Annotated in this window: 18 protein-coding genes, 1 tRNA gene and 1 pseudogene; 15 read left to right on the top strand and 5 right to left on the bottom strand. The window is 59.5% G+C overall.

The genetic code is table 11. From position 1 onward, the window contains the following. Nucleotides 1-414 precede the first annotated feature (414 nt). Nucleotides 415-1,461, top strand: coding sequence for a polysaccharide deacetylase family protein (locus AC0TNJ_RS08570; protein WP_473770843.1), 1,047 nt, complete (start codon nt 415-417; stop codon nt 1,459-1,461). Nucleotides 1,462-1,605: 144 nt separating this feature from the next. On the opposite strand, the gene AC0TNJ_RS08575 is transcribed toward AC0TNJ_RS08570, so the two are convergent. From AC0TNJ_RS08575 to AC0TNJ_RS08590, 4 genes and pseudogenes are all read right to left on the bottom strand, one after another. Continuing rightward, nucleotides 1,606-1,680: transfer RNA gene (locus AC0TNJ_RS08575), tRNA-Gly, on the bottom strand. A 218-nt stretch (nt 1,681-1,898) separates the two neighbouring features. Continuing rightward, nucleotides 1,899-3,124 (bottom strand): annotated as a pseudogene (locus tag AC0TNJ_RS08580) (cyanate transporter). Between the two features lie 3 nt (nt 3,125-3,127). After that, nucleotides 3,128-3,598, bottom strand: coding sequence for a nucleoside deaminase (locus AC0TNJ_RS08585; protein WP_473770844.1), 471 nt, complete (start codon nt 3,596-3,598; stop codon nt 3,128-3,130). Next, nucleotides 3,595-4,236 carry an ankyrin repeat domain-containing protein gene (locus AC0TNJ_RS08590; protein ID WP_473770845.1) on the bottom strand — a complete coding sequence of 214 codons (642 nt, stop codon included), beginning with the start codon at nt 4,234-4,236 and terminating at the stop codon, nt 3,595-3,597. Before AC0TNJ_RS08590 ends, AC0TNJ_RS08585 begins: the two co-directional genes overlap by 4 nt. A gap of 141 nt (nt 4,237-4,377) precedes the next feature. Between AC0TNJ_RS08590 and AC0TNJ_RS08595 the strand changes: the two genes are divergently transcribed. The 10 genes from AC0TNJ_RS08595 (at nt 4,378) to AC0TNJ_RS08640 (ending at nt 15,037) form a co-directional block, all read left to right on the top strand. Further along, nucleotides 4,378-5,229 carry a LysR family transcriptional regulator gene (locus tag AC0TNJ_RS08595; protein WP_473770846.1) on the top strand — a complete coding sequence of 284 codons (852 nt, stop codon included), beginning with the start codon at nt 4,378-4,380 and terminating at the stop codon, nt 5,227-5,229. A gap of 189 nt (nt 5,230-5,418) precedes the next feature. Then, entirely contained in the window at nt 5,419-6,099 is a 681-nt protein-coding gene (locus tag AC0TNJ_RS08600) for a GntR family transcriptional regulator (protein WP_122001489.1), read from the top strand. Further along, nucleotides 6,089-7,561, top strand: a complete 1,473-nt coding sequence (locus tag AC0TNJ_RS08605) for an aldehyde dehydrogenase family protein (protein WP_473770847.1) — start codon at nt 6,089-6,091, stop codon at nt 7,559-7,561. The genes AC0TNJ_RS08600 and AC0TNJ_RS08605 overlap by 11 nt, the downstream gene beginning before the upstream one ends. Before the next feature lie 11 nt (nt 7,562-7,572). Beyond that, on the top strand, nt 7,573-8,331 hold the full coding sequence (locus AC0TNJ_RS08610) for an SDR family oxidoreductase (RefSeq protein ID WP_473770848.1): 759 nt from the start codon (nt 7,573-7,575) through the stop codon (nt 8,329-8,331). A gap of 23 nt (nt 8,332-8,354) precedes the next feature. Continuing rightward, nucleotides 8,355-9,833 carry an ABC transporter substrate-binding protein gene (locus AC0TNJ_RS08615; RefSeq protein WP_473770849.1) on the top strand — a complete coding sequence of 493 codons (1,479 nt, stop codon included), beginning with the start codon at nt 8,355-8,357 and terminating at the stop codon, nt 9,831-9,833. 134 nt (nt 9,834-9,967) lie between these two features. Continuing rightward, nucleotides 9,968-10,921 carry an ABC transporter permease gene (locus AC0TNJ_RS08620; protein WP_025090765.1) on the top strand — a complete coding sequence of 318 codons (954 nt, stop codon included), beginning with the start codon at nt 9,968-9,970 and terminating at the stop codon, nt 10,919-10,921. Further along, nucleotides 10,918-11,778, top strand: a complete 861-nt coding sequence (locus AC0TNJ_RS08625; RefSeq protein WP_121987370.1) for an ABC transporter permease — start codon at nt 10,918-10,920, stop codon at nt 11,776-11,778. The genes AC0TNJ_RS08620 and AC0TNJ_RS08625 overlap by 4 nt, the downstream gene beginning before the upstream one ends. Beyond that, nucleotides 11,775-12,788 carry an ABC transporter ATP-binding protein gene (locus AC0TNJ_RS08630; RefSeq protein ID WP_122001485.1) on the top strand — a complete coding sequence of 338 codons (1,014 nt, stop codon included), beginning with the start codon at nt 11,775-11,777 and terminating at the stop codon, nt 12,786-12,788. Before AC0TNJ_RS08625 ends, AC0TNJ_RS08630 begins: the two co-directional genes overlap by 4 nt. Continuing rightward, nucleotides 12,785-13,633 carry an ATP-binding cassette domain-containing protein gene (locus AC0TNJ_RS08635; protein WP_473769821.1) on the top strand — a complete coding sequence of 283 codons (849 nt, stop codon included), beginning with the start codon at nt 12,785-12,787 and terminating at the stop codon, nt 13,631-13,633. The genes AC0TNJ_RS08630 and AC0TNJ_RS08635 overlap by 4 nt, the downstream gene beginning before the upstream one ends. A 15-nt stretch (nt 13,634-13,648) precedes the next feature. Next, the gene (locus tag AC0TNJ_RS08640) at nt 13,649-15,037 is read left to right on the top strand and encodes an amidase (protein ID WP_473770850.1); all 1,389 of its coding nucleotides are present in this window, start codon (nt 13,649-13,651) and stop codon (nt 15,035-15,037) included. 86 nt (nt 15,038-15,123) lie between these two features. Here the strand turns inward: AC0TNJ_RS08640 and AC0TNJ_RS08645 are convergent, their stop codons facing one another. Further along, a complete protein-coding gene (locus tag AC0TNJ_RS08645; RefSeq protein ID WP_122001482.1) occupies nt 15,124-16,119 on the bottom strand; it encodes a 3'-5' exonuclease in 996 nt (331 codons plus the stop codon). Between the two features lie 155 nt (nt 16,120-16,274). Here AC0TNJ_RS08645 and lhgO point away from each other — a divergent pair, with 155 nt between their 5' ends. The 4 genes from lhgO (at nt 16,275) to gst (ending at nt 21,041) form a co-directional block, all read left to right on the top strand. Beyond that, a complete protein-coding gene (gene lhgO / locus AC0TNJ_RS08650) occupies nt 16,275-17,489 on the top strand; it encodes an L-2-hydroxyglutarate oxidase (protein WP_473770851.1) in 1,215 nt (404 codons plus the stop codon). A gap of 200 nt (nt 17,490-17,689) precedes the next feature. Continuing rightward, nucleotides 17,690-18,859, top strand: coding sequence for a GGDEF domain-containing protein (locus AC0TNJ_RS08655; protein WP_473770852.1), 1,170 nt, complete (start codon nt 17,690-17,692; stop codon nt 18,857-18,859). Between the two features lie 179 nt (nt 18,860-19,038). Next, nucleotides 19,039-20,310 carry a DUF2778 domain-containing protein gene (locus AC0TNJ_RS08660; RefSeq protein WP_473770853.1) on the top strand — a complete coding sequence of 424 codons (1,272 nt, stop codon included), beginning with the start codon at nt 19,039-19,041 and terminating at the stop codon, nt 20,308-20,310. Nucleotides 20,311-20,435: 125 nt separating this feature from the next. Then, nucleotides 20,436-21,041, top strand: a complete 606-nt coding sequence (gst, locus tag AC0TNJ_RS08665) for a glutathione transferase (protein WP_473770854.1) — start codon at nt 20,436-20,438, stop codon at nt 21,039-21,041. Nucleotides 21,042-21,173 lie beyond the last annotated feature (132 nt).

Consider the following 21,173-nt stretch of genomic DNA (forward strand, 5'->3'; position numbering starts at 1 on the left):
GTAGCTCGTCAGGCTCATAACCTGAAGGCCGCAGGTTCAAATCCTGCCCCCGCAACCAACGATCCAAAACCCCGTTGCCCACGCAGCGGGGTTTTTGCGTTTCCAGAGCAAACATGACACCAGCGGACAATGACGCCTTTCACTTTAGGCGTAGAAACTGAAGGGGGGTGAGATCTTCGCGATAATGGATGGTCTGATTCAACTACGAGACAGGCAATGGGCCCCCTCCGCTTCCTGAATAACGCCATCGTAGAGGTAAATTACGTGTTGTTCAGCGTGCTGCCCATCTTGCCTGAAATTTGGTACTGCGAAAGCAATTCACCTCGACGGATGAAGTTGCTATAGGCGGACGGGACTCAAGGCCTGGGTTCTATCTTTCGCAAGGCCGGGCATCGGGGAAAACTAATCAAGAAGATGTTGCTGCGATCAATAAAGGGCAGTTTGAAATATCCGCTGATCCGGGCCGGGCTGGAGGCTATCGCCCTTTCCGGCGCGGCAGCGCTTTACCCATCAGCTGGCGGGCGCGGCGTCGTTTTCACGATGCATCACGTCAAGCCTGAGGATGCGGCAGATCGGCTGGACCCCAACGCCATTCTCTCGATTACGCCGCAAACGCTCGAAATGGCGATAGAGGCAGCATTGGAGACCGGTCTCGTCCCAGTGCACCTGCATGATTTGCCGAAGCTGCTTTCCGGGCCGGATAGCAAGCGGAAATATGTCGCATTCACGCTGGATGATGGCTATCGGAACAATGCCGAATTCGCGGCTCCCGTATTTGCGCGGTACAATATCCCATATACGGTTTTTATCACGACCGGCTTCGTGGAACGCAAGCGATCAATGTGGTGGAGAACCACCGCCGCTCTGGTGATGGAGGCCGACAGCTTTGAGTTCGATTTTGGCAGCGGTGTCGTCAGTGTCCGCTCCGCAACCCCGGCTCAAAAATCAGCGGCTTTTGCCCGGCTTGTTCAATTCGTGCAATGTTTTGATGAAGACAAGGCGGTGACCCGCATCGATGCGGCCGCGCAGGCGGCAGGAATCGACGCAATCGCTCTTGTCGACGAATCGGTGATGAGCCCCATGGAGTTGCGGAGCCTTGCTCTCGACCCGCTCGTGCATTTTGGCGCACACACGGTCACGCACGTCAATCTGCGCCGTGTCGATGACAAGCGGCTGCTACGGGAAATCGCTGATTCGACCGCCTCAGTGGAACGCTATGCCGGTTACAGGCCTCGTTCCTTTGCTTATCCCTATGGATGGAAGGCGGCGGTCGGCGAGCGTGAAATCAACGCGGTTCTGGATGCGGGTTTCGATGCGGGCGTGACCACGCAGCCGGGTGTGCTACCGCAAGCTGGCGTTATGCCAGCCACGGCGATCCCGCGTATCTCGCTCAACGGCTATTTTCAGAAGAAACGCTATATCAAGGCCCTTGTTTCGGGACTTCCGTTCAAGCTTCTTTAGGGAGGCGAAATCAGTCCGGTGAACTGGTTTTCCCGCAGACGGCCTCCCTTTGGGGAGACACGCTTTGAATGGAATTCGAAAACGGGCTTCAGAAACACGAAAGGCCGCCTGTCGGCAGCCTTCGTAAAACCTGATCTGTGAAACTGGAGCGGGCGAAGGGATTCGAACCCTCGACCCCAACCTTGGCAAGGTTGTGCTCTACCCCTGAGCTACACCCGCTCGCGCCAGTCGTTTCAGAAACCGTTCGTTTCCGTCAGGCAGGCGCTATATGGACCAACGCTTCGCAGATTGCAACAGGGAAATTTGCTTCTTTGTGCAAGATATTTGCCAGTTCCTCTCAAAGCTGTGGATGAAATTAGTGTCCTTAGCACCTGGTGCCCGCACGCTGCTTGCATGGCAGCAGCGGGAGCCAACGTCAAACTGGCCGGGCGCTGCTATCATGCGCCATTTTCCGCCTGAGCCGGCAGTTTCATCACATGTGCATATTTGCGCGGATTGAAGCTCAGATAGAGCGGAAAGATGCTCGCGACCAGAACGAGGTGCAGAATCCAGCCCGATGCGAACGAGCCGGTCAGTCCATGCAGGAACGCGGTGGCGACGGGGCCGAGTGCGGCAATGAGGAAGCCGCCGCCCTGCATCATGGCGGCCAGAGCGCCTGCTTCTTCCGGTCTGGGAGGTGGTCGAGCGATGTAATCATCGCAAGGGCGAAGCTGCCGCCGAGACCTGCGCCGCAGATGATCGACCACAAGAAGGGCGAAAGCTGCGGTGCGAAAGCAAGGCCTGCGAAGCCTGATGCCTGCATGGCCAATGTCAGCAGCAACCATGGGCGTCGGTCGGTGCTGCGGCGGGCAAGAAGCGGCAAGCCGAAAGCGGCAAGCGCCTGCGCTATGGCCATTGCTGCGATCAGATTGCCGGTGGTGGAGGCCGCAAGCCCCAGCGACTGGTAATAGGGGGCGAGCCAGGCCACCATGGATGAGTAGCCTGCATTGACGAGGCCGAAAGCGGCCATCAATACCCATGTGCGCGGACGCCGCAGCAGATGCCCGGTGATTCCGGATTTTCTGCCCGACGATGATGTTTCGCGAAGAATGGGAATAGCGGTCAGCAGGGCCAGCACTGCGGGAATTGCAAGGACGGCAAGGGCGAAGCGCCAGTTGTGCTCTGCACCCGCCAGCCATGGTGTCAGCCGTGCGCCGAGCGCGCCGCCGCCCATGATCATCGCGGAATAGAGCCCGGTTACCGTGGCGATGGTGGATGGGAAATTGGCCTTGATGAGGCCGGGCATCAACGCCTGGATTACCGCAACGCCTGCGCCACACAGGATGGCGGTGAGCACCAGCGCAACGCCGTCCGGCGCAAAGCCCCGCAGAAGGGAGCCTGCTCCAAGAACGGCAAGTGCTGCGAACATGCTGCGGCGGATGCCGAACAGTGACTGGATGCGCGGCGCGGCGAAAGCGCCAAGCCCCATCAGCATCATTGGCAGAAAGGTGAGCAGCGACAGCGCGCCGAAACCCATGCCGGTATCGGCTGCGATGTCCGAAAGCACCGGCCCCGGCGCGGTCAGGAACGGACGCAGATTGAGGCCGACTAGGATGACAAGCGCGATGAGAGCAATGTTTGCGGTGTGCTTGCTGCCGGTTGCCGGATGGGTGGTTGTTTGCATGTCTCAGGCGCCTGCCTTGTTCTTGCTTTCCCAGGCTGCGTAGAGTTCAGGATCATTTTGCCGTGGGGAGTGCTCAAAGCTGATGCCGGTCTGTTCGCTGACCGGCTTGGCGAGTTCAGCAGCGATTTTCGCGGTTGAAAGGCCAAACGGTTCGGCCTGCTCGTTGGAATAGGCAAAGCGTATTTTTTCGACGCCCGCCATGCGCATCGCGGCAAAACACATGGGGCAGGGCTGGCCGCTGGCATAGACTTCGCAGCCATCGAGACGCGGCGATTGCAGCGCCTTGCCCGCCGCACGCAACGCCAGCAATTCGGCATGGGCGGTCGGGTCGCAATCGGCCTGCATGCGATTGACGCCTGTGGCGATGATCTTGCCGCCCTTGACGACCACGGCACCGAACGGACGACCGCCTGCTTCAACATTGTCGAATGCCAGTTTTATAGCCTGATCGAGAAATGCATTGTCGCTGCTCATTTTGCGCCTGCCTTTTCCAGTAGTGCCACCATGGGCGCATAGCCGCGGCTGCGGGCATGCTGAAGCGGGGTTACACCATCATTGTCTGCCAGATTGACGTCGGCTCCGGCATCGATGAGAAGCTTGACGATATCGACATGGCGCTGGCCGCCATCGCCCAGCATGATGGCTTCGAGAAGCGCCGTCCAGCCAAGATTGTTGACGTGATCGACCTTGACGCCAGCCTCGATCAGCGTGCGCACGGTTTCGACATGCCCGCGTTCGGAGGCGGGAATGAGCGCCGTTCCGCCATAGCGGTTTGTGCTCTTCAAATCCGCGCCATGCGCAAGCGTCATCTTGAGAATTTCGAGATGTCCGCGTGCGCCCGCATAAAGATAGGGGCTGTCCTTGATGGCATCCTTGGCATTGACGTCTGCCCCAGCGTTGATGAGCGCACGGGCGACATCGACGTGATTGCCATGGGTTGCGGCTAGAAGCGCCGTCTCACCGTTGTTGCCGCGCGTCTCAAGGTTCGCGCCAGCCTTGATGGCCGCGTTGACGGCGGTGAGATCACCGGCCGCTGCGGCTTGAAGAAGAGCGGTTTCGGCCTGAGTTGCGGCCTGCGCTGCCTTGGGGCCGGGCAAAGTCGGTTCGGTCATAACGGTCATCCCTGCAATCAATGCCAAGGCACTCAAGCTGAATATTGTTTGACGCATCGGCTGGTTCTCCTGTTTGTTGCGTTTTTACAGACAGGGTGTCATATTTGGAAATTAAATGTTTAACTGATATCCAGTTGATTTATGAATACTGTTTTCAATCTCGATCTTTTGCGGGCCTTCGTGGCTGTTGTCGACAGCCGCAGTTTCACGGTAGCGGCCTTGCAACTGCATTCGACACAATCGACCGTGAGTCAGAAGATTATCCGGCTGGAAGAAGCTGCCGGACAGGCGCTTCTGCAGCGTGCCCGGCATGATGTGCGCCCGACCGACGCGGGCGAAAAGCTGCTGGGCTATGCCCGCCGCATATTGCACCTGCATGACGAAGCCGCAGCCGCCATGACCGGCACGGCGCTCGCCGCCGTGTTCCGTCTCGGATTGCCGGAAGATTTTGCGTCGCGGCTCGTCACGCCCGCGCTGGCGCGTTTTATGCGCGCGCATCCCAATACGAAGCTCGAAGTGACAAGCGGCCTCAGCCGTGATTTGCAGAAAGGTTTCGAGACTGGAGAATTCGATCTGGTCATGGTGAAGCAGAAGCGCGGCGAAACGGTCGGGGTCATGCACTGGCCTGAACCGCTTTCATGGCTCGATAGCGCCGCTTTCCCTGTTTCCCATGCTGATCCGCTGCCGCTTGTCGCGTTCCCGCCCAACGGTCTTTACCGCAGCGACATGATGGAAGCTCTCGACCGGCTGGGCAGGCGTTGGCATGTGGTTTTTACCAGCTCCAGCCTTGCCAGCATTCAGAGCGCCGTTGCCGAGGGGCTGGGCGTCAGCCTGTTGCCGACACGCGTGGCGCTGCCCGGTCATCGTGTCGTGCCTGCCGCTGCGGGATTGCCATCCGTTGAGCCGATAGAAATCGTCATTCGGCATATGGACAGTGGGCCCGACCAGATCCGCCAGCTTGCCGAAATGCTGGCGCAAATCGTTGGCGAGTGAGAATTTTCGGGCGGGTTTGCCCCAGCGCTATTCCCAGAGACGTTTTGACGATTTGCATCGTTTCGCGCGCCGTTTACGAAATTTCCGGTCTTTTCTTTCCTCCTTAATTTCTGAAAAGCATATCCGTTTTCAGATTGACTGATTTTGTATCCAGGATATTCTAATTCGAAAAGTTGGGAGGCTTTTCTATTGGCGGCTTTTGAATGGCGCAGTCAGACCCGTTTGCTGGACGAAGTGGCAGAGGCGCTTCGCGAGCGAATTTATGCGGGTGATTACGCGCCGGGCGCGATACTCAGGCAGGAACATATTGCGGCTGAATTCGGCATCAGCCGCACGCCGCTGCGCGAAGCCTTGCGTGTTCTGGAGCGTGACGGGCTGGTCATTCACCTGCCGGGGCGGGGCGTTCGTGTCGCATCGGCCGATCTTACGCGCCTGATCGATGCCTATGCGGTGCGCGAGGTGCTGGATGGTGTCGCCGCGCGCTTTGCCGCCGAACGGGCGACCGACGCGGATATCGCAAAGCTGCGTGCGCATGTTGCGGGACAGGGCGCGGTTGTCGATCCGTGGGACCCGAAAGCCTATACCCAGTCCAATGTCGATTTTCATATGGCGGTGATGAACACGGCGGGCAACGCCTCACTGATTGCCTTCGTGCCACTGTTGCGTATGACATCGCAGGTTTTTGCGCCTTCCTTTTCGCTGTCGGTCGACCGGGCGCGCGATGCAATCCGCGAGCATGGAGCCATTGTCGAGGCTATTGCCGCGCGTGATGGTGAAGAGGCCGAGCGGCTGGCGCGGGCGCATATCCGCGCAACCACGGCAAGACTGGAGGCGGGAATGCCGCTTCGGGAGAATGAAGATGAAGCATGAGAACAAGACGGGAGGAGCCGGCTTGCTCCGTTATGGCAATTTCATCGCGGGCGAATGGCAGGATGCCGTTGGCGGCGAGCACATCACACTCAAAAACCCATCCGATGGCAGCGATCTGGCGCTGATTGCGCGCGGCGCCAAGGCCGATATCGACCTGGCGGTAGCTGCGGCCCGCAGCGCGCTTTCCGGCGATTGGGGCAAGCTGACGGCGACCGAGCGTGGCCGCGTGCTGCATCGCATTTCGGACGAGGTCTTGAAGAATATCGACCTCCTGACCGATCTGGAATCGAAGGATGTCGGCAAGCCGGTCACGCAGGCTCGTGCCGATGTGGTGGCGCTGGCACGTTACCTTGAGTTTTACGGCGCATCCGCCGACAAGGTGCATGGCGATACGCTGCCCTATCAGAACGGCTTTACGGTTCTGTCGATCTATGAACCGCATGGCGTTACGGGCCATATCATTCCGTGGAACTATCCGATGCAGATTCTGGGCCGCAGTCTTGGCGCGGCATTGGCCATGGGCAATGCAGCCGTGGTCAAGCCTGCCGAGGAAGCCTGCCTCACGATCCTAGAATTTGCGAAGATCGCCGAAAAGGCGGGCTTGCCGAAAGGCGCGCTGAACGTGGTGACGGGGCTTGGCGCGGAAGCCGGTGCGGCGCTCTCCGAACATCCAGATGTCAATCACATCTCATTTACCGGATCGGTGCGCACGGGCGAGGCGGTGCAGGCGGCGGCGGCGAAGAACACCGTGCCGGTAACGCTGGAACTCGGCGGAAAATCGCCGCAGATCGTCTTCGCCGATGCCGATCTCGACCGCGCCTTGCCGTTTCTGGTCAATGCAGGCATCCAGAATGCCGGTCAGACCTGCTCGGCCTCGTCACGCATTCTGGTCGAGCGCAGCATTTATGAAGACGTCGTCGCCCGCATGAGCGAACGCTACCGCGCATTGAAGGTTGGTCCGGCCAGCGCTGACCTGTCTGTCGGCCCGGTCGTGTCGCAGCGCCAGAAGACGATTGTCGAGAACTATCTGGAACTTGCAAAAGAAAGCGGCTTGGCCATTGCCGCGCAAGGCGTGCTGACCGACGATGCGCCCGAAGGCGGCGCCTATGTCCTGCCGACGCTGATCCGCGACGTGCCTGCCGATCATCGGCTGGCGCAGGAGGAAATTTTTGGCCCCGTACAGGTCATCCTGCCTTTCGACACGGAAGAAGAAGCCATCGCGATTGCCAATGGTACATCCTATGGCCTTGTCTGCGGCATCTGGACCAAGGATGGCGGACGGCAGTTCCGCCTCGCGCATGCCATCCATTCCGGTCAGGTCTTCATTAATAATTACGGTGCTGGTGGCGGCATCGAGTTGCCGTTCGGCGGCGTGAAAAAATCCGGCCATGGCCGCGAAAAGGGTTTCGAGGCGCTCTATGGATTCGCCTCGCTGAAGACGATTTCTGTATATCATGGTTAGGGTAAAGCACGATGTCGCTTGAAGGTAAGGTCGCGCTCATCACGGGAGCAGGTTCGGGGTTTGGCGAAGGCATGGCAAAGCGCTTTGCCGATGGCGGCGCGAAGGTCATCATCGTTGACCGCGACGAGGCGGGCGCGAAACGCGTTGCGGGTGAAATTGGCGATGCGGCGCTGGCCGTTGCTGCCGATATCTCCAAGGAAAGTGATGTCGATGCGGCGGTGGAAGCTGCCCTGTCGAAATTCGGTAAAGTCGATATTCTGATCAACAATGCCGGGATCGGCCACAAGCCGCAAAATGCCGAACTGGTTGAGCCGGACGAGTTCGACCGCATTCTCGGCGTCAATGTGCGCGGCGTCTATCTGATGACGCGCAAGCTCATTCCGCATTTCAAGGAGAATGGTGCCAAGGGACAGGAATGCGTAATCCTCAACGTCGCTTCGACCGGAGCCGGGCGTCCGCGTCCGAATCTTGCCTGGTACAATGCCACCAAGGGCTGGGTCGTGTCGGTCACAAAGGCGCTGGCCATCGAGCTTGCACCCGCGAAAATTCGCGTTGTAGCACTTAATCCGGTTGCCGGCGAAACGCCGCTGCTCACCACCTTCATGGGTGAGGACACCGAGGAAATCCGCAAAAAATTCCGCGATTCCATCCCGATGGGCCGCCTGTTGAAACCCGACGATCTGGCTGAAGCTGCGGCTTTCCTTTGCTCGCCTGCTGCCTCTATGATTACAGGGGTTGCGCTCGACGTGGATGGCGGGCGCTCGATTTAAATCAAGAAGGAAACAGGGGAACCATGGGTAAGCTGCTGAAAGCCGGGCTGGTCACAGCCGCGATGCTGGCATCGATCAACGGTGCTTTTGCGAAAGATACGCTGGTGGTCGGCGAAGTGCTGGAACCGCCGGGGCTTGATCCGACGGCCAACGCCGCCGCCGGCATCCGGCAGGTTACCTATGCGAACCTCTATGAAGGTCTGGTGCGTATTGTCGAAGACGGTACGGTCAAGCCGCTTCTGGCTGAAAGCTGGACCGTCTCCGACGATAAGAAAACCTATACGTTCAAGCTGCGTTCCGGCGTGAAGTTTCATGACGGAACACCGTTCGACTGCTCGGTCGTGAAATTTTCCTATGAGCGCGCGGTGGCGCCGGATTCCACCAATGCGCAAAAGGGGCTGTTCGAGCCAATTGCAAGCACGGAATGCCCTGATCCCGCGACCGCCGTCGTCACGCTGAAGCGCCCGACATCGAACTTCCTGTTCAATATGGGCTGGGGCGATGCGGTGATGGTCGCGCCGAATTCGGCAGCGGACAACAAGACCAAGCCGGTCGGCACGGGGCCCTTCAAGTTCAAGCGCTGGGTGCAGGGCGACCGCGTCGAGCTGGAACGTAACCCGGATTACTGGGGCGAGCCTGCGAAGCTTTCCGCCGTCACGTTCCGCTTTGTGAGCGATCCGTCGGCTGCTGCCGCTGCCATCCTTGCCGGTGACATCGACGTGTTTCCGATGTTCCAGGCGCCGGAACTGATCAGCCGCTTCAAGAGTGACGACAAGTTGCAGGTCGAAGTGGGCGATACGGCGGGCAAGGTTCTGCTGTCGCTCAACAATGCCAAGGCTCCATTCGACAATGTGAAGGTACGTCAGGCGCTGGCTCATGCCATCGACAGCAAGGCGCTGATCGAAGGCGTTTATTCCGGCTTCGGCACGCCGATCGGCTCGCATTATGCGCCAGTCGATCCGGGCTATGTCGATCTCTCGCAGACCTATCCGTATGATCCGGCGAAGGCGAAGCAGTTGCTGGAAGAAGCAGGCGTTCCGGCAGGCACGTCGATCACCATCACGCTTCCGCCACCGGCCTATGCGCGACGCGGCGGCGAGATCATCGCAGCCATGCTGGCGGAAGTTGGCATTCAGGCCAATCTCGTCCCGATCGAGTTCGCCCAGTGGCTGGATCAGGTGTTCAAGCGGTCGGATTTCGACGCCACGATCATCGCACACACGGAAGCGCGCGATCTCGATATCTACGCCCGCGACAAATATTACTTCAACTATCAGAACCCGGAATACAAGGCGCTCTACAAGGCCTATGCCGAGGCTGGAAGCGATGCGGAACAGCTCGAACTCGTAAAGAAGCTGCAGGAAAAGCTTGCCGCCGACGAACCGAACGTCTTCCTCTATGCGCTGCCGAAAATCGGCGTCTGGAACAAGAACGTAAAGGGCCTGTGGAAGAACATGCCGATCCCGGCTGACGATCTGACGCAAGCCTATTGGGCCGAATAAAAACATCCGCCCCGGCGCTTTGGCAAAGGGGCGGATAACAACACGAATGGCTGTACGTCCCATAAAGACAAGGGGAGGGTGTGCGGCAGATTGGAATGTGAAAAGCGGATATCCGTCTTTTCAAGGAGGTCGTTTTGCTGGCTTATATATCCGGGCGACTGGTTTCGCTCCTGCTTACGACGCTCGCGGCTTCAGTCATCGTCTTTCTGCTGATGCAGGTGTTGCCGGGCGATCCGGCAGCGGTGATCCTGGGTATCAATGCACAGCCTGAAACACTGGCCGCGCTTCACAAGCAGCTTGGCCTCGATCAGCCGCTCTGGTGGCGCTATCTCACATGGATTGGCGGCTTTCTGAAAGGTGATTTCGGCACCAGCTACACCTATTCCGTGCCGATCAGCGAATTGCTGGGACCGCGCATCATGGTCACGCTGCCGCTGGCGCTTCTGTCGATGGTCCTGTCCGTCGCGGTCGCCATTCCGGTTGGTGTCTATGCCGCCTCCAAGCGCGGCAAGACCGGCGATGTGCTCTCCATGGGCGTGGCACAGGTCGGAGTCGCGATCCCGAATTTCTGGCTTGGCCTGCTTCTGATCCTGCTGTTTGCCTTGCAGCTTGGCTGGTTTCCGGCCTCAGGTTTTGCGGGGTGGGAAGGCGGGTTCTGGAACGGTATCCGTTCGCTGTTCCTCCCCGCCCTGGCGCTTGCCCTGCCGCTTGCCGCCATTCTAGCCCGCGTGACCCGATCAGCCGTCATCGAAACCTTGGGCGAGGATTTCGTGCGGACCGCGCGCGCCAAGGGCCTGACGCGCAAGGCCGCGCTCTGGCGTCATGCGGTGCCCAATGCGCTGATCCCGGTTGTCACCATCATCGGCCTGCAATTTTCCTTTCTGCTGGCAGGAACCATCATCATCGAAAACGTCTTCAATCTGCCCGGCCTTGGACGGCTGGTGTTTCAGGCCATTGCGCAGCGCGATCTCGTGACCGTGCAGTCGCTGGTGACGCTGCTGGCGGCTTCCGTGATCGCGGTCAATTTCATCGTCGATCTTGTCTATGGCTTCATCGACCCGCGCCTTTCGACGGGAGGCAGCCGATGAGCGAGGCGCAGGCTTTCCCTAAACCGGGCATATTCAAAACGATATTGACCAGCCGCAGTCTGGCCGTCGGCTCGCTCATCACGATCATTCTGATCGCAATGGCCGTGATCTCGTATGTCTGGACACCTTATTCGCCGACGGCGATGAACTTCCGCGACAAGTTGCAGGGGCCGAGCTTCAATCATTTGTTCGGCACGGATAATTTTGGACGCGACGTGTTTTCCATGATCATGGTCGGCGCACGCAATTCCATCGCCGTATCGATCATCGCCGTGCTGGTGGGTGCGGGCATCGGCATCCCGCTCGGGTCGCTTGCGGCGGCGCGCGGCGGGCTGATCGACGGCTTCGTCATGCGCATGACCGATCTCGCCTTTGCGTTTCCCGCCCTTCTGACCGCTGTCATCATTACCGCCATTTTCGGGCCCGGTGCGGTCAATGCCATGATTGCCATCGGCATTTTCAACATCCCGGTTTTTGCGCGCGTGACACGCGGCGCATCGCTCGGCCTGTGGAAGCGCGAATATGTGCAGGCGGCGCGTTGTGCGGGGCGCGGCGATATTTCGATCACGCTTTTGCATGTGCTGCCCAATATCAACCACGTGCTGATCGTGCAGGCGACGATCCAGTTCGCGCTCGCCATCGTTGCGGAAGCGGGCCTGTCCTATGTCGGGCTTGGCACCCAGCCGCCGATGCCGAGCTGGGGCAAGATGCTCAACGATGCACAGACTTTCATCTACGACGCGCCATGGCTCGCCATCTTCCCCGGCCTCGCCATCACGCTCGCCGTGCTTGGCCTCAACATGCTGGGCGACGGATTGCGCGATGTGCTTGACCCGCGCGTCAGGAGGCAGAGATGACAACGCCTTTGCTTGAAATGGACACTATGTCCGTCGAACTGCCGATCGGTCTCAAGGTCGCCGATATCGTGTCCGACATTACCCTGACGCTCAATCGTGGCGAGCGCCTCGGCGTGGTGGGCGAATCCGGCAGCGGCAAGTCGATCACCGCTCTTGCCGCCATGGGCCTGCTGCCCGACCGGATGCGCGTGCGCGGTCGCTTGCGCTTCGATGGCGAGGATTTGGCGAACAAGCCGGAAGCCGAACTGTGCAAGATGCGCGGGCGGCGCATGGCGATGATCTTTCAGGAGCCGATGACGGCGCTCAATCCGGTCAAGTCCATCGGCGCGCAGATCGCCGAAGGCCGCCGCCTGCATCTTGGCGAAACCCGCGCCGATGCGGAGCGTGAAGCGCGCCGCCTTTTGGATCGCGTTGGTTTGCCTGCGCCGCGCTTCAATCTCGATCTTTACCCGCATCAGCTTTCCGGCGGGCAGCGCCAGCGCGTGATGATCGCCATGGCGATTGCCTGCGAGCCGGACCTGCTGATCGCCGATGAGCCGACAACGGCGCTCGATGTGACGGTGCAGGCGCAGATTCTCGACCTGATGGACGAGTTGATCGATGAAACCGGCACGGCCCTGATGCTCATCACCCATGACCTTGGCGTGGTTTCGGAAATGACCGACCGCATCGCCGTCATGTATGCGGGCCGCATCGTCGAGACCGGACGCACGGAAGCGGTGTTCAATCGCATGGCGCATCCTTATGCGCGGGGGTTGTTCCAGGCTTCCCCACATGGTGCCGCGCTGGTGCGTAGCCACGGCAGCGGACGCCAGCGGCTCGCCGCCATTCCAGGCGTCGTGCCGGACCCGCTGGCGCGTCCGCCTTATTGCACCTTTGCCGACCGTTGCGCATTCGTGCAGGACGATTGCCGCAGGGCGATACCGGGGCTGGATCTGATCGGTGAGAACGAGGGGATTGCGCATCGCGCCGCCTGTATCCACCCGCGAGACGGCGAGGTGCTGGCATGAGCAACATGATCTTGCAGGTGCGCGATGTGGTGCGTGAATATCAGCTGCCGCGTCCGTCGTTTTTCTCCAAGCCCAGCGCATTGCGGGTGTTACACGGCGTGAATGTCGAGATCGAAGCCGGGAAAAGCCTAGGTATCGTGGGTGAAAGCGGTTCGGGCAAATCCACGCTGGCGCGCGCCGTGATGGGGCTGGAGCGTCCGCAATCGGGACAGGTCCTCATCAACGGGCAGGATATTTATGCGCTTGATCGCGCCGGTTTGCGGGAGGCGCGCAAGGGCTTTCAGGCGATCTTTCAGGACCCCTACGGTTCGCTCGATCCACGCCATACGGTGAAGCGCATCATTTCCGAACCGATCGTATCGCTGGAAAGCGGCACGAGCGCCAAAGACCGCGACGACCGCGTGGCGGAAGTGTTGGAAGCGGTTGGCTTGCCGAAGGCATCGGCGGAAAAATATCCGCACGAGTTTTCCGGCGGGCAGCGTCAGCGTATCGCCATCGCACGGGCGCTCATCACCAAGCCGGCGCTGATCGTGGCCGACGAGCCGGTTTCGGCGCTCGACGTTTCCATTCAGGCGCAGGTGTTGAACCTGATGATGGATTTGCAGGAGAAATTTGGCCTGTCCTATCTCTTCATCAGCCATGATCTTGGCGTCGTGCGTGCCATCACCGACCGCGTGGCCGTGATCTATCGCGGCAATATTGTCGAGCAGGGGCCGACGAACGAGGTCTTCGACAACCCGCAGCACGATTATACGCGGGCGCTGGTCGATGCCGTGCCGAAGCCGTTTTCCGGCCGCCGCAAGCGAGTGCGGCGCTCAAGCTCCACACTGAAATTGCCTGAGTGATTTGAGGAAATCCCAATGTCGAATCTTGCCGATTTGTCAGCCGTCGAACTCGTGTCCGCCTATAAGGCGAAGTCGCTTTCGCCGGTCGAGGTCACGGACGCTGTCATCGCCCGTATCGAAGCCTATGAGCCGAAGCTGAATGCGCTCTGGGCGTATAATCCGGATGCTGCGCGGGCGGCGGCCAAGGCCTCCGAGGCACGCTGGGCAAAGGGTGAGCCTGCCGGTCCCATCGACGGCGTGCCGCTGACGATCAAGGAAAATATTGCGACCGAAGGAACGCCTGTACCGCTTGGCTGCGCGGCGCTGCCGTTGAAGCCTGCTGCCGTCGACGCGCCGCCCGCGGCGCGCAGCCGTGAGGCTGGCGGCGTGCTGCTGGCCAAGACGACTATGCCGGATCTCGGCATGTTGTCTTCGGGCCTGTCGAGCTTTCACAAGCTGGCGCGCAATCCGTGGGACTTGAACACCAATCCGGGCGGATCCAGCGCCGGTGCGGGAAGTGCGGCTGCCGCCGGTTACGGCCCGTTGCATATCGGCACCGATATTGGCGGCTCCATCCGTCTGCCTGCGGGCTGGTGCGGTCTCGTCGGCCTTAAGCCGTCTTTCGGGCGCATTCCCATCGATCCGCCGTTTCTCGGTCGCGTGGCCGGGCCGATGACGCGAACGGTGGCCGATAATGCGCTTTACATGTCGGTGCTGTCGCGACCCGACCGTCGCGACGCCATGAGCCTGCCTTATCAGGACATCGACTGGATGGACCTCAATATCGACGTCAAGGGCCTCAAGATCGGCCTGTGGCTCGATGCCGGTTTCGGTGAGCCGGTGGGCGCGGAAACGAAGGCGGCCGTGGAAGCGGCTGCGAAGCTGCTTTCCGATGCTGGCGCGATTGTCGAGCCGGTTGCGCCGTTCCTCAACCGCACCATGATCGACGGTCTGGATCGGTTCTGGCGCGCGCGTTCCTGGTCCGACATCAAAAAGATGACGCCGGAAAACCGGGCGAAAATCCTGCCGTACATCTATCAATGGACCGAAACTGCGGAAGGGCTTTCCGGCGAGGACGTCTATCTCGGTTTTGCCCAGATGGACGCCATGCGCAACGCCGCCCTTGCCGCATCGAAGGGTTTTGATTTCATCATTTCGCCAACCGCGCCGATGCCGACCTATCCGGCGGAATGGGCCTCTCCGATCAACGATCCGCAGCGCCCCTTCGAACATATTGCCTTCACCGTTGCGATGAATATGTCGGAGCAGCCTGCGATTTCAATCAATTGCGGTTATACAGCAAAGGGCTTGCCAATCGGCTTGCAGATTTTCGGCCAGCGTTTCGACGATCTGGGCGTTTTGCGATTGGCGCGGGCTTATGAGGAAATGCGGCCTGAACAGAGGCCGTGGCCTGTTATTGCGTGATCGCCAAATCCCGCCCCTCATCCTGAGGGCCGCCGCAGGCGGCGTCTCGAAGGGCGAGAGGGCGGGGTTATGGAAACGCAGCTTTTTTACTTCTTTGCCCGTAGCGGCGCCCGTTCCTTGTAACGATCCATGGCGGTGAGCTTCTGGATCAGCGGATCGGCGTCGCGCCAGCCGTAAATCTCGGTGCGCAGATATTCGAGTTCGGCTTCGAGTTCTTCTTCGCCGATTTCCGTCCACCATGATTTCGGACGTCCATCGCTGCCATCCGACCAGCGATAGCCGCGGGCCTTGAGGTGATCCTTCATTTCGAAAGGGCTGTTCTCGGCATAGATGCGCATCCGAGCGCGCTGGCTTGCCTTCAGCAGTTCGGCAAAGGGCGTGGTCCCGCCTGATTGTTCCTTCAGCACTGCGAGCAGGGCCTGGCAATCGTCTTCGGCCCTGTGGCCGTTGTGAAAATAGCCGCTCTGGCCGATCAGGTAACCAAGCTTGGTGCCCTCAAAGCCGCGTGCGGTCCAGTCGATCTCCTTGACCGAACAGGCCCATGGCTTGTTGGCGAAGGCGATGGAAAAACGTTCAAGAAACGGGCGGTCGAAACCGGCATTATGCGCAATGATGATATCGGCCTCGGCGACAAGCGCGTCGAGTTCCTCGCGCGGGATTGTCTGGCCTTTCACCATGTCGTCGGTGATGCCGGTGATGCGGGTAATGTCAGCCGGGATCGGCTTCGATGGCTGTTGCAGCGCGCCGAAGGTGGCGCAGATATCGCCTATCGACCCGTCATCGGCGTAGCGAAAGGCCACTGCACCGATTTCGATGATTTCTTCCTGCGCCGGATTGAGGCCGGTCGTCTCCGTATCCACAACCACGCCGAGGCGCGGGAAGGCAACCCTGTCGGCATCGGGAACAGTCGGTGGCGGATCGAGCCGCTGCAAGATGCGGTAACGCCCACTGTCGTTCAGGCGTTTCACCATTTCCGCTTCATCGATGCTGCTCGTCTTGCCGGGCCTGCTGCGGGCAGGGCGCAGTTCTGCCTGTTCTTCTCCCGCCGGGGAAGGAGCAAAAAGGTCGAACTGATGGCGCATGTAACTTCTCCGCATGGGGGAACCGGATTTGGCAAAGAATGCCATTTTGCGGTGCTGCAACCAAGGCTGCAATCGTATAAGTAACAGGTAATCGTCCTGTCGGGCAGTAGCAAGGCAGGGCGCTTGCGTCGGAAAAGGCATGAGGAGGGGACTTCGTGGCAGACTATGATTACTGCGTCATCGGCGGCGGCATTGTCGGGCTCGCGACAGCAAAAGCCATGCAGGAAGCCGAGCCGGGCGCAAGGATCATCCTGCTGGAGAAGGAAAGCGATTTCGCGCGTCACCAGACGGGACACAATAGCGGGGTCATTCATGCCGGAATCTATTACCAGCCGGGTTCGTTGAAGGCGCAATTGTGCCGGGCAGGTGCGGAAGCCACGAAAGCCTTTTGCAGGCAATATTCCATCCCGTTTGAAACATGCGGCAAGCTTCTGGTCGCGACCTCTGCGCAGGAGGTTGAACGCATGGAGGCGCTCGCCAGGCGCGCAGTCCAGAACGATATCGCGTTCCAGCATGTCGACCAGCAGACGCTGCGCAAGATCGAGCCTGCGGTTTCGGGCCTCGCGGCGCTTCTCGTTCCCGCGACGGGCATTGTCGATTATGCTCGGGTCTCGCGGGCGATGGCGGCGGAGATTGTCGAGCGTGGCGGCATTGTGCGGCTCAACGCCCCGGTAACCGCAATCCGGGAGGACGACAGAGGTGTCACGGTAACGACAGATGGGGAGATCGTGCGCGCTTCAAAACTCGTTGCCTGTGCCGGGCTGCAATCCGATCGCGTGGCCCGGCTTGCCCGGCTGGACATCAGCCATCGCATCGTGCCGTTTCGCGGTGAATATTTCACCCTGCCGCAATCGAAGGCGCATATCGTCAACCATCTGATCTATCCGATCCCTGATCCTGATCTGCCGTTTCTCGGCATTCACCTCACGCGAACGATCGATGGCGGCGTGACGGTCGGGCCGAATGCTGTTCTGGGCTTCTCGCGGGAGGGTTATGCCAAGGGCAGTTTCCGTGCTGGCGATGTCGCGGACATGTCGGTGTTTCCGGGCTTCTGGAAGATGGCGATGAAGAATTGGCGCTCGGCCCTGTCCGAGTTCAGCAACTCGGCCTCCCGCGCCCGATATCTGAAGGAATGCCGCAAATATTGCCCGTCGCTGGAACTCTCCGATCTTGGCGCGCCGGGCGCGGGCATCCGTGCGCAGGCTGTCCTTGATGACGGTACGCTGGTGCATGATTTTCTGTTCAAGGAGACCGAGAAAATGCTGCATGTATGCAATGCGCCGTCACCAGCGGCGACGTCTTCCATACCGATCGGCCGCATGATCGCGGAAAAGCTTCTGGGGATAAGTTCACAGATCAAAATTGCGTGAAAATAGATTTTCGTCCGAGGATGTTGTTTCCGATTGTTTTTTAGCAATCGCTTATTCTTAGAATCTCTCTTTTATATTTTAGTTTTTATGAATATTGCGAACTAAAAACTTGACTTTGCGTCCGGTTTGTAATTGCACATTGTGTTCAATTTGAAATAGCGCTTTTGCATTCTCGCTTTCAACCGATTCAGGACCTATTCGTGAAGTTCGTACCGCCGCTGGTAGTATTGCTGTTTGCTGCGACGATGTTGGGCGTCTGGATGCTCGACACGAAGCGCAGGCATCTTTTGCTCTTCGGTCTGAGCTTCGCCTGCTTCGCGCTCGGCCTTCTGGTGCCGATATCGTTGATCTCGAACAGCCTGCCCGTGGCTTCGCCGCCGGCGGCAACCCTCCATTTTATGGGCGGCTGGCTGCTTTGCGAAGGTGTGATGCTACGCATGGGAAGGCATTATTCGCGCCTAGCGTCAGCCCTGATCGGGTTCACCTTTCTTGTTGCCATGATCTATTTCATTGCGAATGATATGGGTTATTCGCCGATCGCACTTGCCATCCAGCTGACCCTAGGCAGTCTGGTGGCGGTTCTTTGCATCGAGGCGCGCGATCTTGCACGCCGAAGCTGGATCGATCGCGTGTTGTTCGGTGCATTGCTTTTATTGGCGGTGCATTTCTACGTGCAGGCTGGATTGGCACTCGGGCTTTCTGGAGAAATTGCACGGCCGTCCGAATTGATACATTCCCGCTATTGGCAGGGCGTGATGATATTTAGCGCCTTTGCAGGCGTCTCTGCCGGCCTTGTTCTCCTGGTGGTGACGACTTCCGACGTGGTAAAGGAATTGCAGGCGGAGCGTGACGCCGATCCACTGACTGGCGTTTTCAATCGTCGCGGTCTTGAGCGCCGTGCGCATCTGCGTCTGGCGGAAGCCCAGCGTGGTGATCATGGGGTCATCATTGCCGATATCGATCACTTCAAGTCGATCAATGACGAGCTGGGACATGCCACCGGCGACCGGGTTCTGATTGAGTTCGCCCGTATCCTGCAAATGGCTGCGCCAAATACCACTATCGTTGGCCGTGTTGGCGGCGAGGAATTCGTTCTTCTGGTCAGCGGCGACGCCGAAACCTGCGAGCGTCTGGGCGAGAGGCTTTGCGGAATTGTCGCGCGGCATCGGTTTGCCATGTTGCCTGCAGGTCGCGGAATGACCTGCAGCTTCGGCATCGCCATGGTGCGCGGCGGCGAAACCTTGTGGGAAACAGCGGCACGAGCCGATCTTGCCCTAATGCGTGTGAAACATCGCGGGCGCAATCGCGTTGCCGTCGAGGGGCTGGAATTTCCAAGTGCCAAACAGGGCGCTTATCTGCTGACGGCCTGAACCGGTTTTCGAGACCGCGAAAACGGATTTCTCCCCCCTGTAAAGGATTTGGTTACCATAATTGGCGATGCTGGAGGCGACCTTCCAGTCACCGCCTTGCCATGTCTTGCTCGTCTTTCTGCCGAAATGACATGCAAGGCGGTGCCGTGAGAGGTGATCTCTCCACTCGGATTTGTATCATGGCGTGTGTAACAGAAGTGTATGGCGGCGCAGCACGGCGCGGCAATGGCACCAGACTTCGATTCGGTTTCAAAGGCTTTGCGCGCATTGCGGTCTTCGCTGCGACGGGCCTTGTGGCCGGAAGCTGGATGATGACGGCGCTCGGCACGCTGGAAACGGTGGTGCCAGCCTTTGCACCTGTTGCCCCGGTTATGCGTCGCGTCTCCCTGACCGCGCCGCAGGCACTTGCGGTCGTCGACCACAGGCTCGCACCGTCGCAGCGCATCAGGCGAGGCTTCATCGAGGCCTATACCGCTGACGCCGCTTATTCGAATCTCGATTGGCGCCGCGCCAAAAATGCCGGTGATGAACCGATCATTGCCGACATCGGACCCGATTCCGTAATTGAGGACAAGCCTGTCGATACGGCATCTCTTGTCGAATTGCGCGCCGACCGCGTGCGACGTGAAGAACCGGTTGTGGCAAATATCGAGCAGGAACCTGCCGCAACAGTCGGTACGACGGTGCTGGCCTATGCGCCAGTGCCCGCTGCACCGGCCGCGGTTGCGGCGTTCAGCAGGATCGAGCCGCTTTCGCGAGCAGAAGAGGCGGATGCTGCCACTGGACAGGCCGGTCTTCCGGTTGGCAATGCCGTTCCTGTGCCGCAGCTTGCGCCGGATCAGAAGGCGGACATGGCCGCTGATGCCGACGCCGCCCGCGACGCATTTCTGCCCGACGATGTGCCGGTGCCGGGGGCGAAGCCTTCTCTCCGCCGCTCGCGCATGCGTGAGAAGACCGAGCTTGCCTATGCGCCGGAAAGCGGTGCCACGGAAGAACCGCGTGCTGGCCTCTTCAGCCCGCTTCTCAATCAGGCTTCACGCAGCAAAGTTGCTATTTATGACATTTCCGCAGCGACCGTTTACCTGCCTGGCGGCGAGCGACTGGAGGCGCATTCCGGCCTCGGTCCGATGCGGGATAATCCGCGTTACGTGAACCAGAAGAATCGTGGCCCCACGCCGCCGCATACCTACGATCTGCGCATGCGCGAGGCATTGTTCCATGGTGTCGAGGCAATCCGCCTTACGCCGGTCGATGGCAACAACCGCTATAATCGCGATGGTCTTCTCGCGCATACTTTTATGCTGGGGCGGCGTGGCGATTCCAATGGCTGTGTGGTGTTCAGGGACTATCCACGCTTCCTGCGCGCCTTCAAGCGCGGTGAGTTCAACAAGATGGTTGTCGTAACGAGCATGCAATCCTCCAAACCTGCACGGATCGCATCGCTTTTCTGATAAATAACCTGTTGCCGGAAAATATTTCGAATATCGGAGCGGCACAAAGAAATGTGATCCCTGATTTCTTGCGGGAGCGAGTAAAATTGATACATATCTTTCATCGAAACCGATGGGAGATATCCATGAAACTTTACTACAAGGCAGGTGCCTGTTCGCTCGCGCCCCACATCATCCTGAAGGAAGCGGGCCTGCCTTATGAGCTGGAGGCCGTGGACCTCAAGGCCAAGAAGACGGCTGATGGCAGGGACTATTTCGCGATCAATCCGCGCGGCGCGGTTCCGGCGCTGGAAGTAAAGCCCGGCGCCGTCATCACGCAGAACGCCGCAATCCTGCAATATATCGGGGACCATTCCGACGTCGCGGCATTCAAGCCAGCCTATGGCACGATGGAACGTGCACGCCTGCAGGAAGCCCTGGGCTTCTGCTCGGATCTCCATTCAGCATTCAGCGGGCTGTTTGCGACCGATCCGAGCGACGAAGTGAAGGCTGGCGTCATCGCCAATATCAATCGCCGCATGGGGCAGTTCGAAGCCATGCTGTCGGACAGCAAGGCTTATTGGCTTGGCGATGATTTCACGCAGGCCGACGCTTATGCATCTGTCGTCATCGGCTGGGGTGTGGGACTCAAAGTTGATTTGAGCGCCTATCCAAAGGCGTTGAAACTACGCGAGCGCGTGCTCGCCCGCCCGAATGTGCAGAAGGCTCTCAAGGAAGAAGGCCTGAACTAAGAATCATAGCCGGAGGCGCAAACCTCCGGCTTTGTTCCGGTGCTCACATACCTTTCTCGGACGTATGGTCCCGAAAAGCCTGCAACTTTTCGGGACTATGCTTGCAAGTACGCCCTGCTCCGGTACTCGAAA

The organism is Ochrobactrum sp. PL_is483, assembly GCF_055816855.1.

Coding starts and splice junctions, on each gene's coding strand:
- AC0TNJ_RS08605 (WP_473770847.1), top strand. CDS start 6,089: ATGAAGCATGAGAACAAGACGGGAGGAGCCGGCTTGCTCCGTTATGGC.
- gst (WP_473770854.1), top strand. CDS start 20,436: ATGAAACTTTACTACAAGGCAGGTGCCTGTTCGCTCGCGCCCCACATC.
- AC0TNJ_RS08595 (WP_473770846.1), top strand. CDS start 4,378: ATGAATACTGTTTTCAATCTCGATCTTTTGCGGGCCTTCGTGGCTGTT.
- AC0TNJ_RS08610 (WP_473770848.1), top strand. CDS start 7,573: ATGTCGCTTGAAGGTAAGGTCGCGCTCATCACGGGAGCAGGTTCGGGG.
- AC0TNJ_RS08660 (WP_473770853.1), top strand. CDS start 19,039: ATGGCGTGTGTAACAGAAGTGTATGGCGGCGCAGCACGGCGCGGCAAT.
- AC0TNJ_RS08630 (WP_122001485.1), top strand. CDS start 11,775: ATGACAACGCCTTTGCTTGAAATGGACACTATGTCCGTCGAACTGCCG.
- AC0TNJ_RS08615 (WP_473770849.1), top strand. CDS start 8,355: ATGGGTAAGCTGCTGAAAGCCGGGCTGGTCACAGCCGCGATGCTGGCA.
- AC0TNJ_RS08590 (WP_473770845.1), bottom strand. CDS start 4,236: ATGACCGAACCGACTTTGCCCGGCCCCAAGGCAGCGCAGGCCGCAACT.
- AC0TNJ_RS08570 (WP_473770843.1), top strand. CDS start 415: ATGTTGCTGCGATCAATAAAGGGCAGTTTGAAATATCCGCTGATCCGG.
- AC0TNJ_RS08635 (WP_473769821.1), top strand. CDS start 12,785: ATGAGCAACATGATCTTGCAGGTGCGCGATGTGGTGCGTGAATATCAG.
- AC0TNJ_RS08640 (WP_473770850.1), top strand. CDS start 13,649: ATGTCGAATCTTGCCGATTTGTCAGCCGTCGAACTCGTGTCCGCCTAT.
- AC0TNJ_RS08585 (WP_473770844.1), bottom strand. CDS start 3,598: ATGAGCAGCGACAATGCATTTCTCGATCAGGCTATAAAACTGGCATTC.
- AC0TNJ_RS08625 (WP_121987370.1), top strand. CDS start 10,918: ATGAGCGAGGCGCAGGCTTTCCCTAAACCGGGCATATTCAAAACGATA.
- AC0TNJ_RS08645 (WP_122001482.1), bottom strand. CDS start 16,119: ATGCGCCATCAGTTCGACCTTTTTGCTCCTTCCCCGGCGGGAGAAGAA.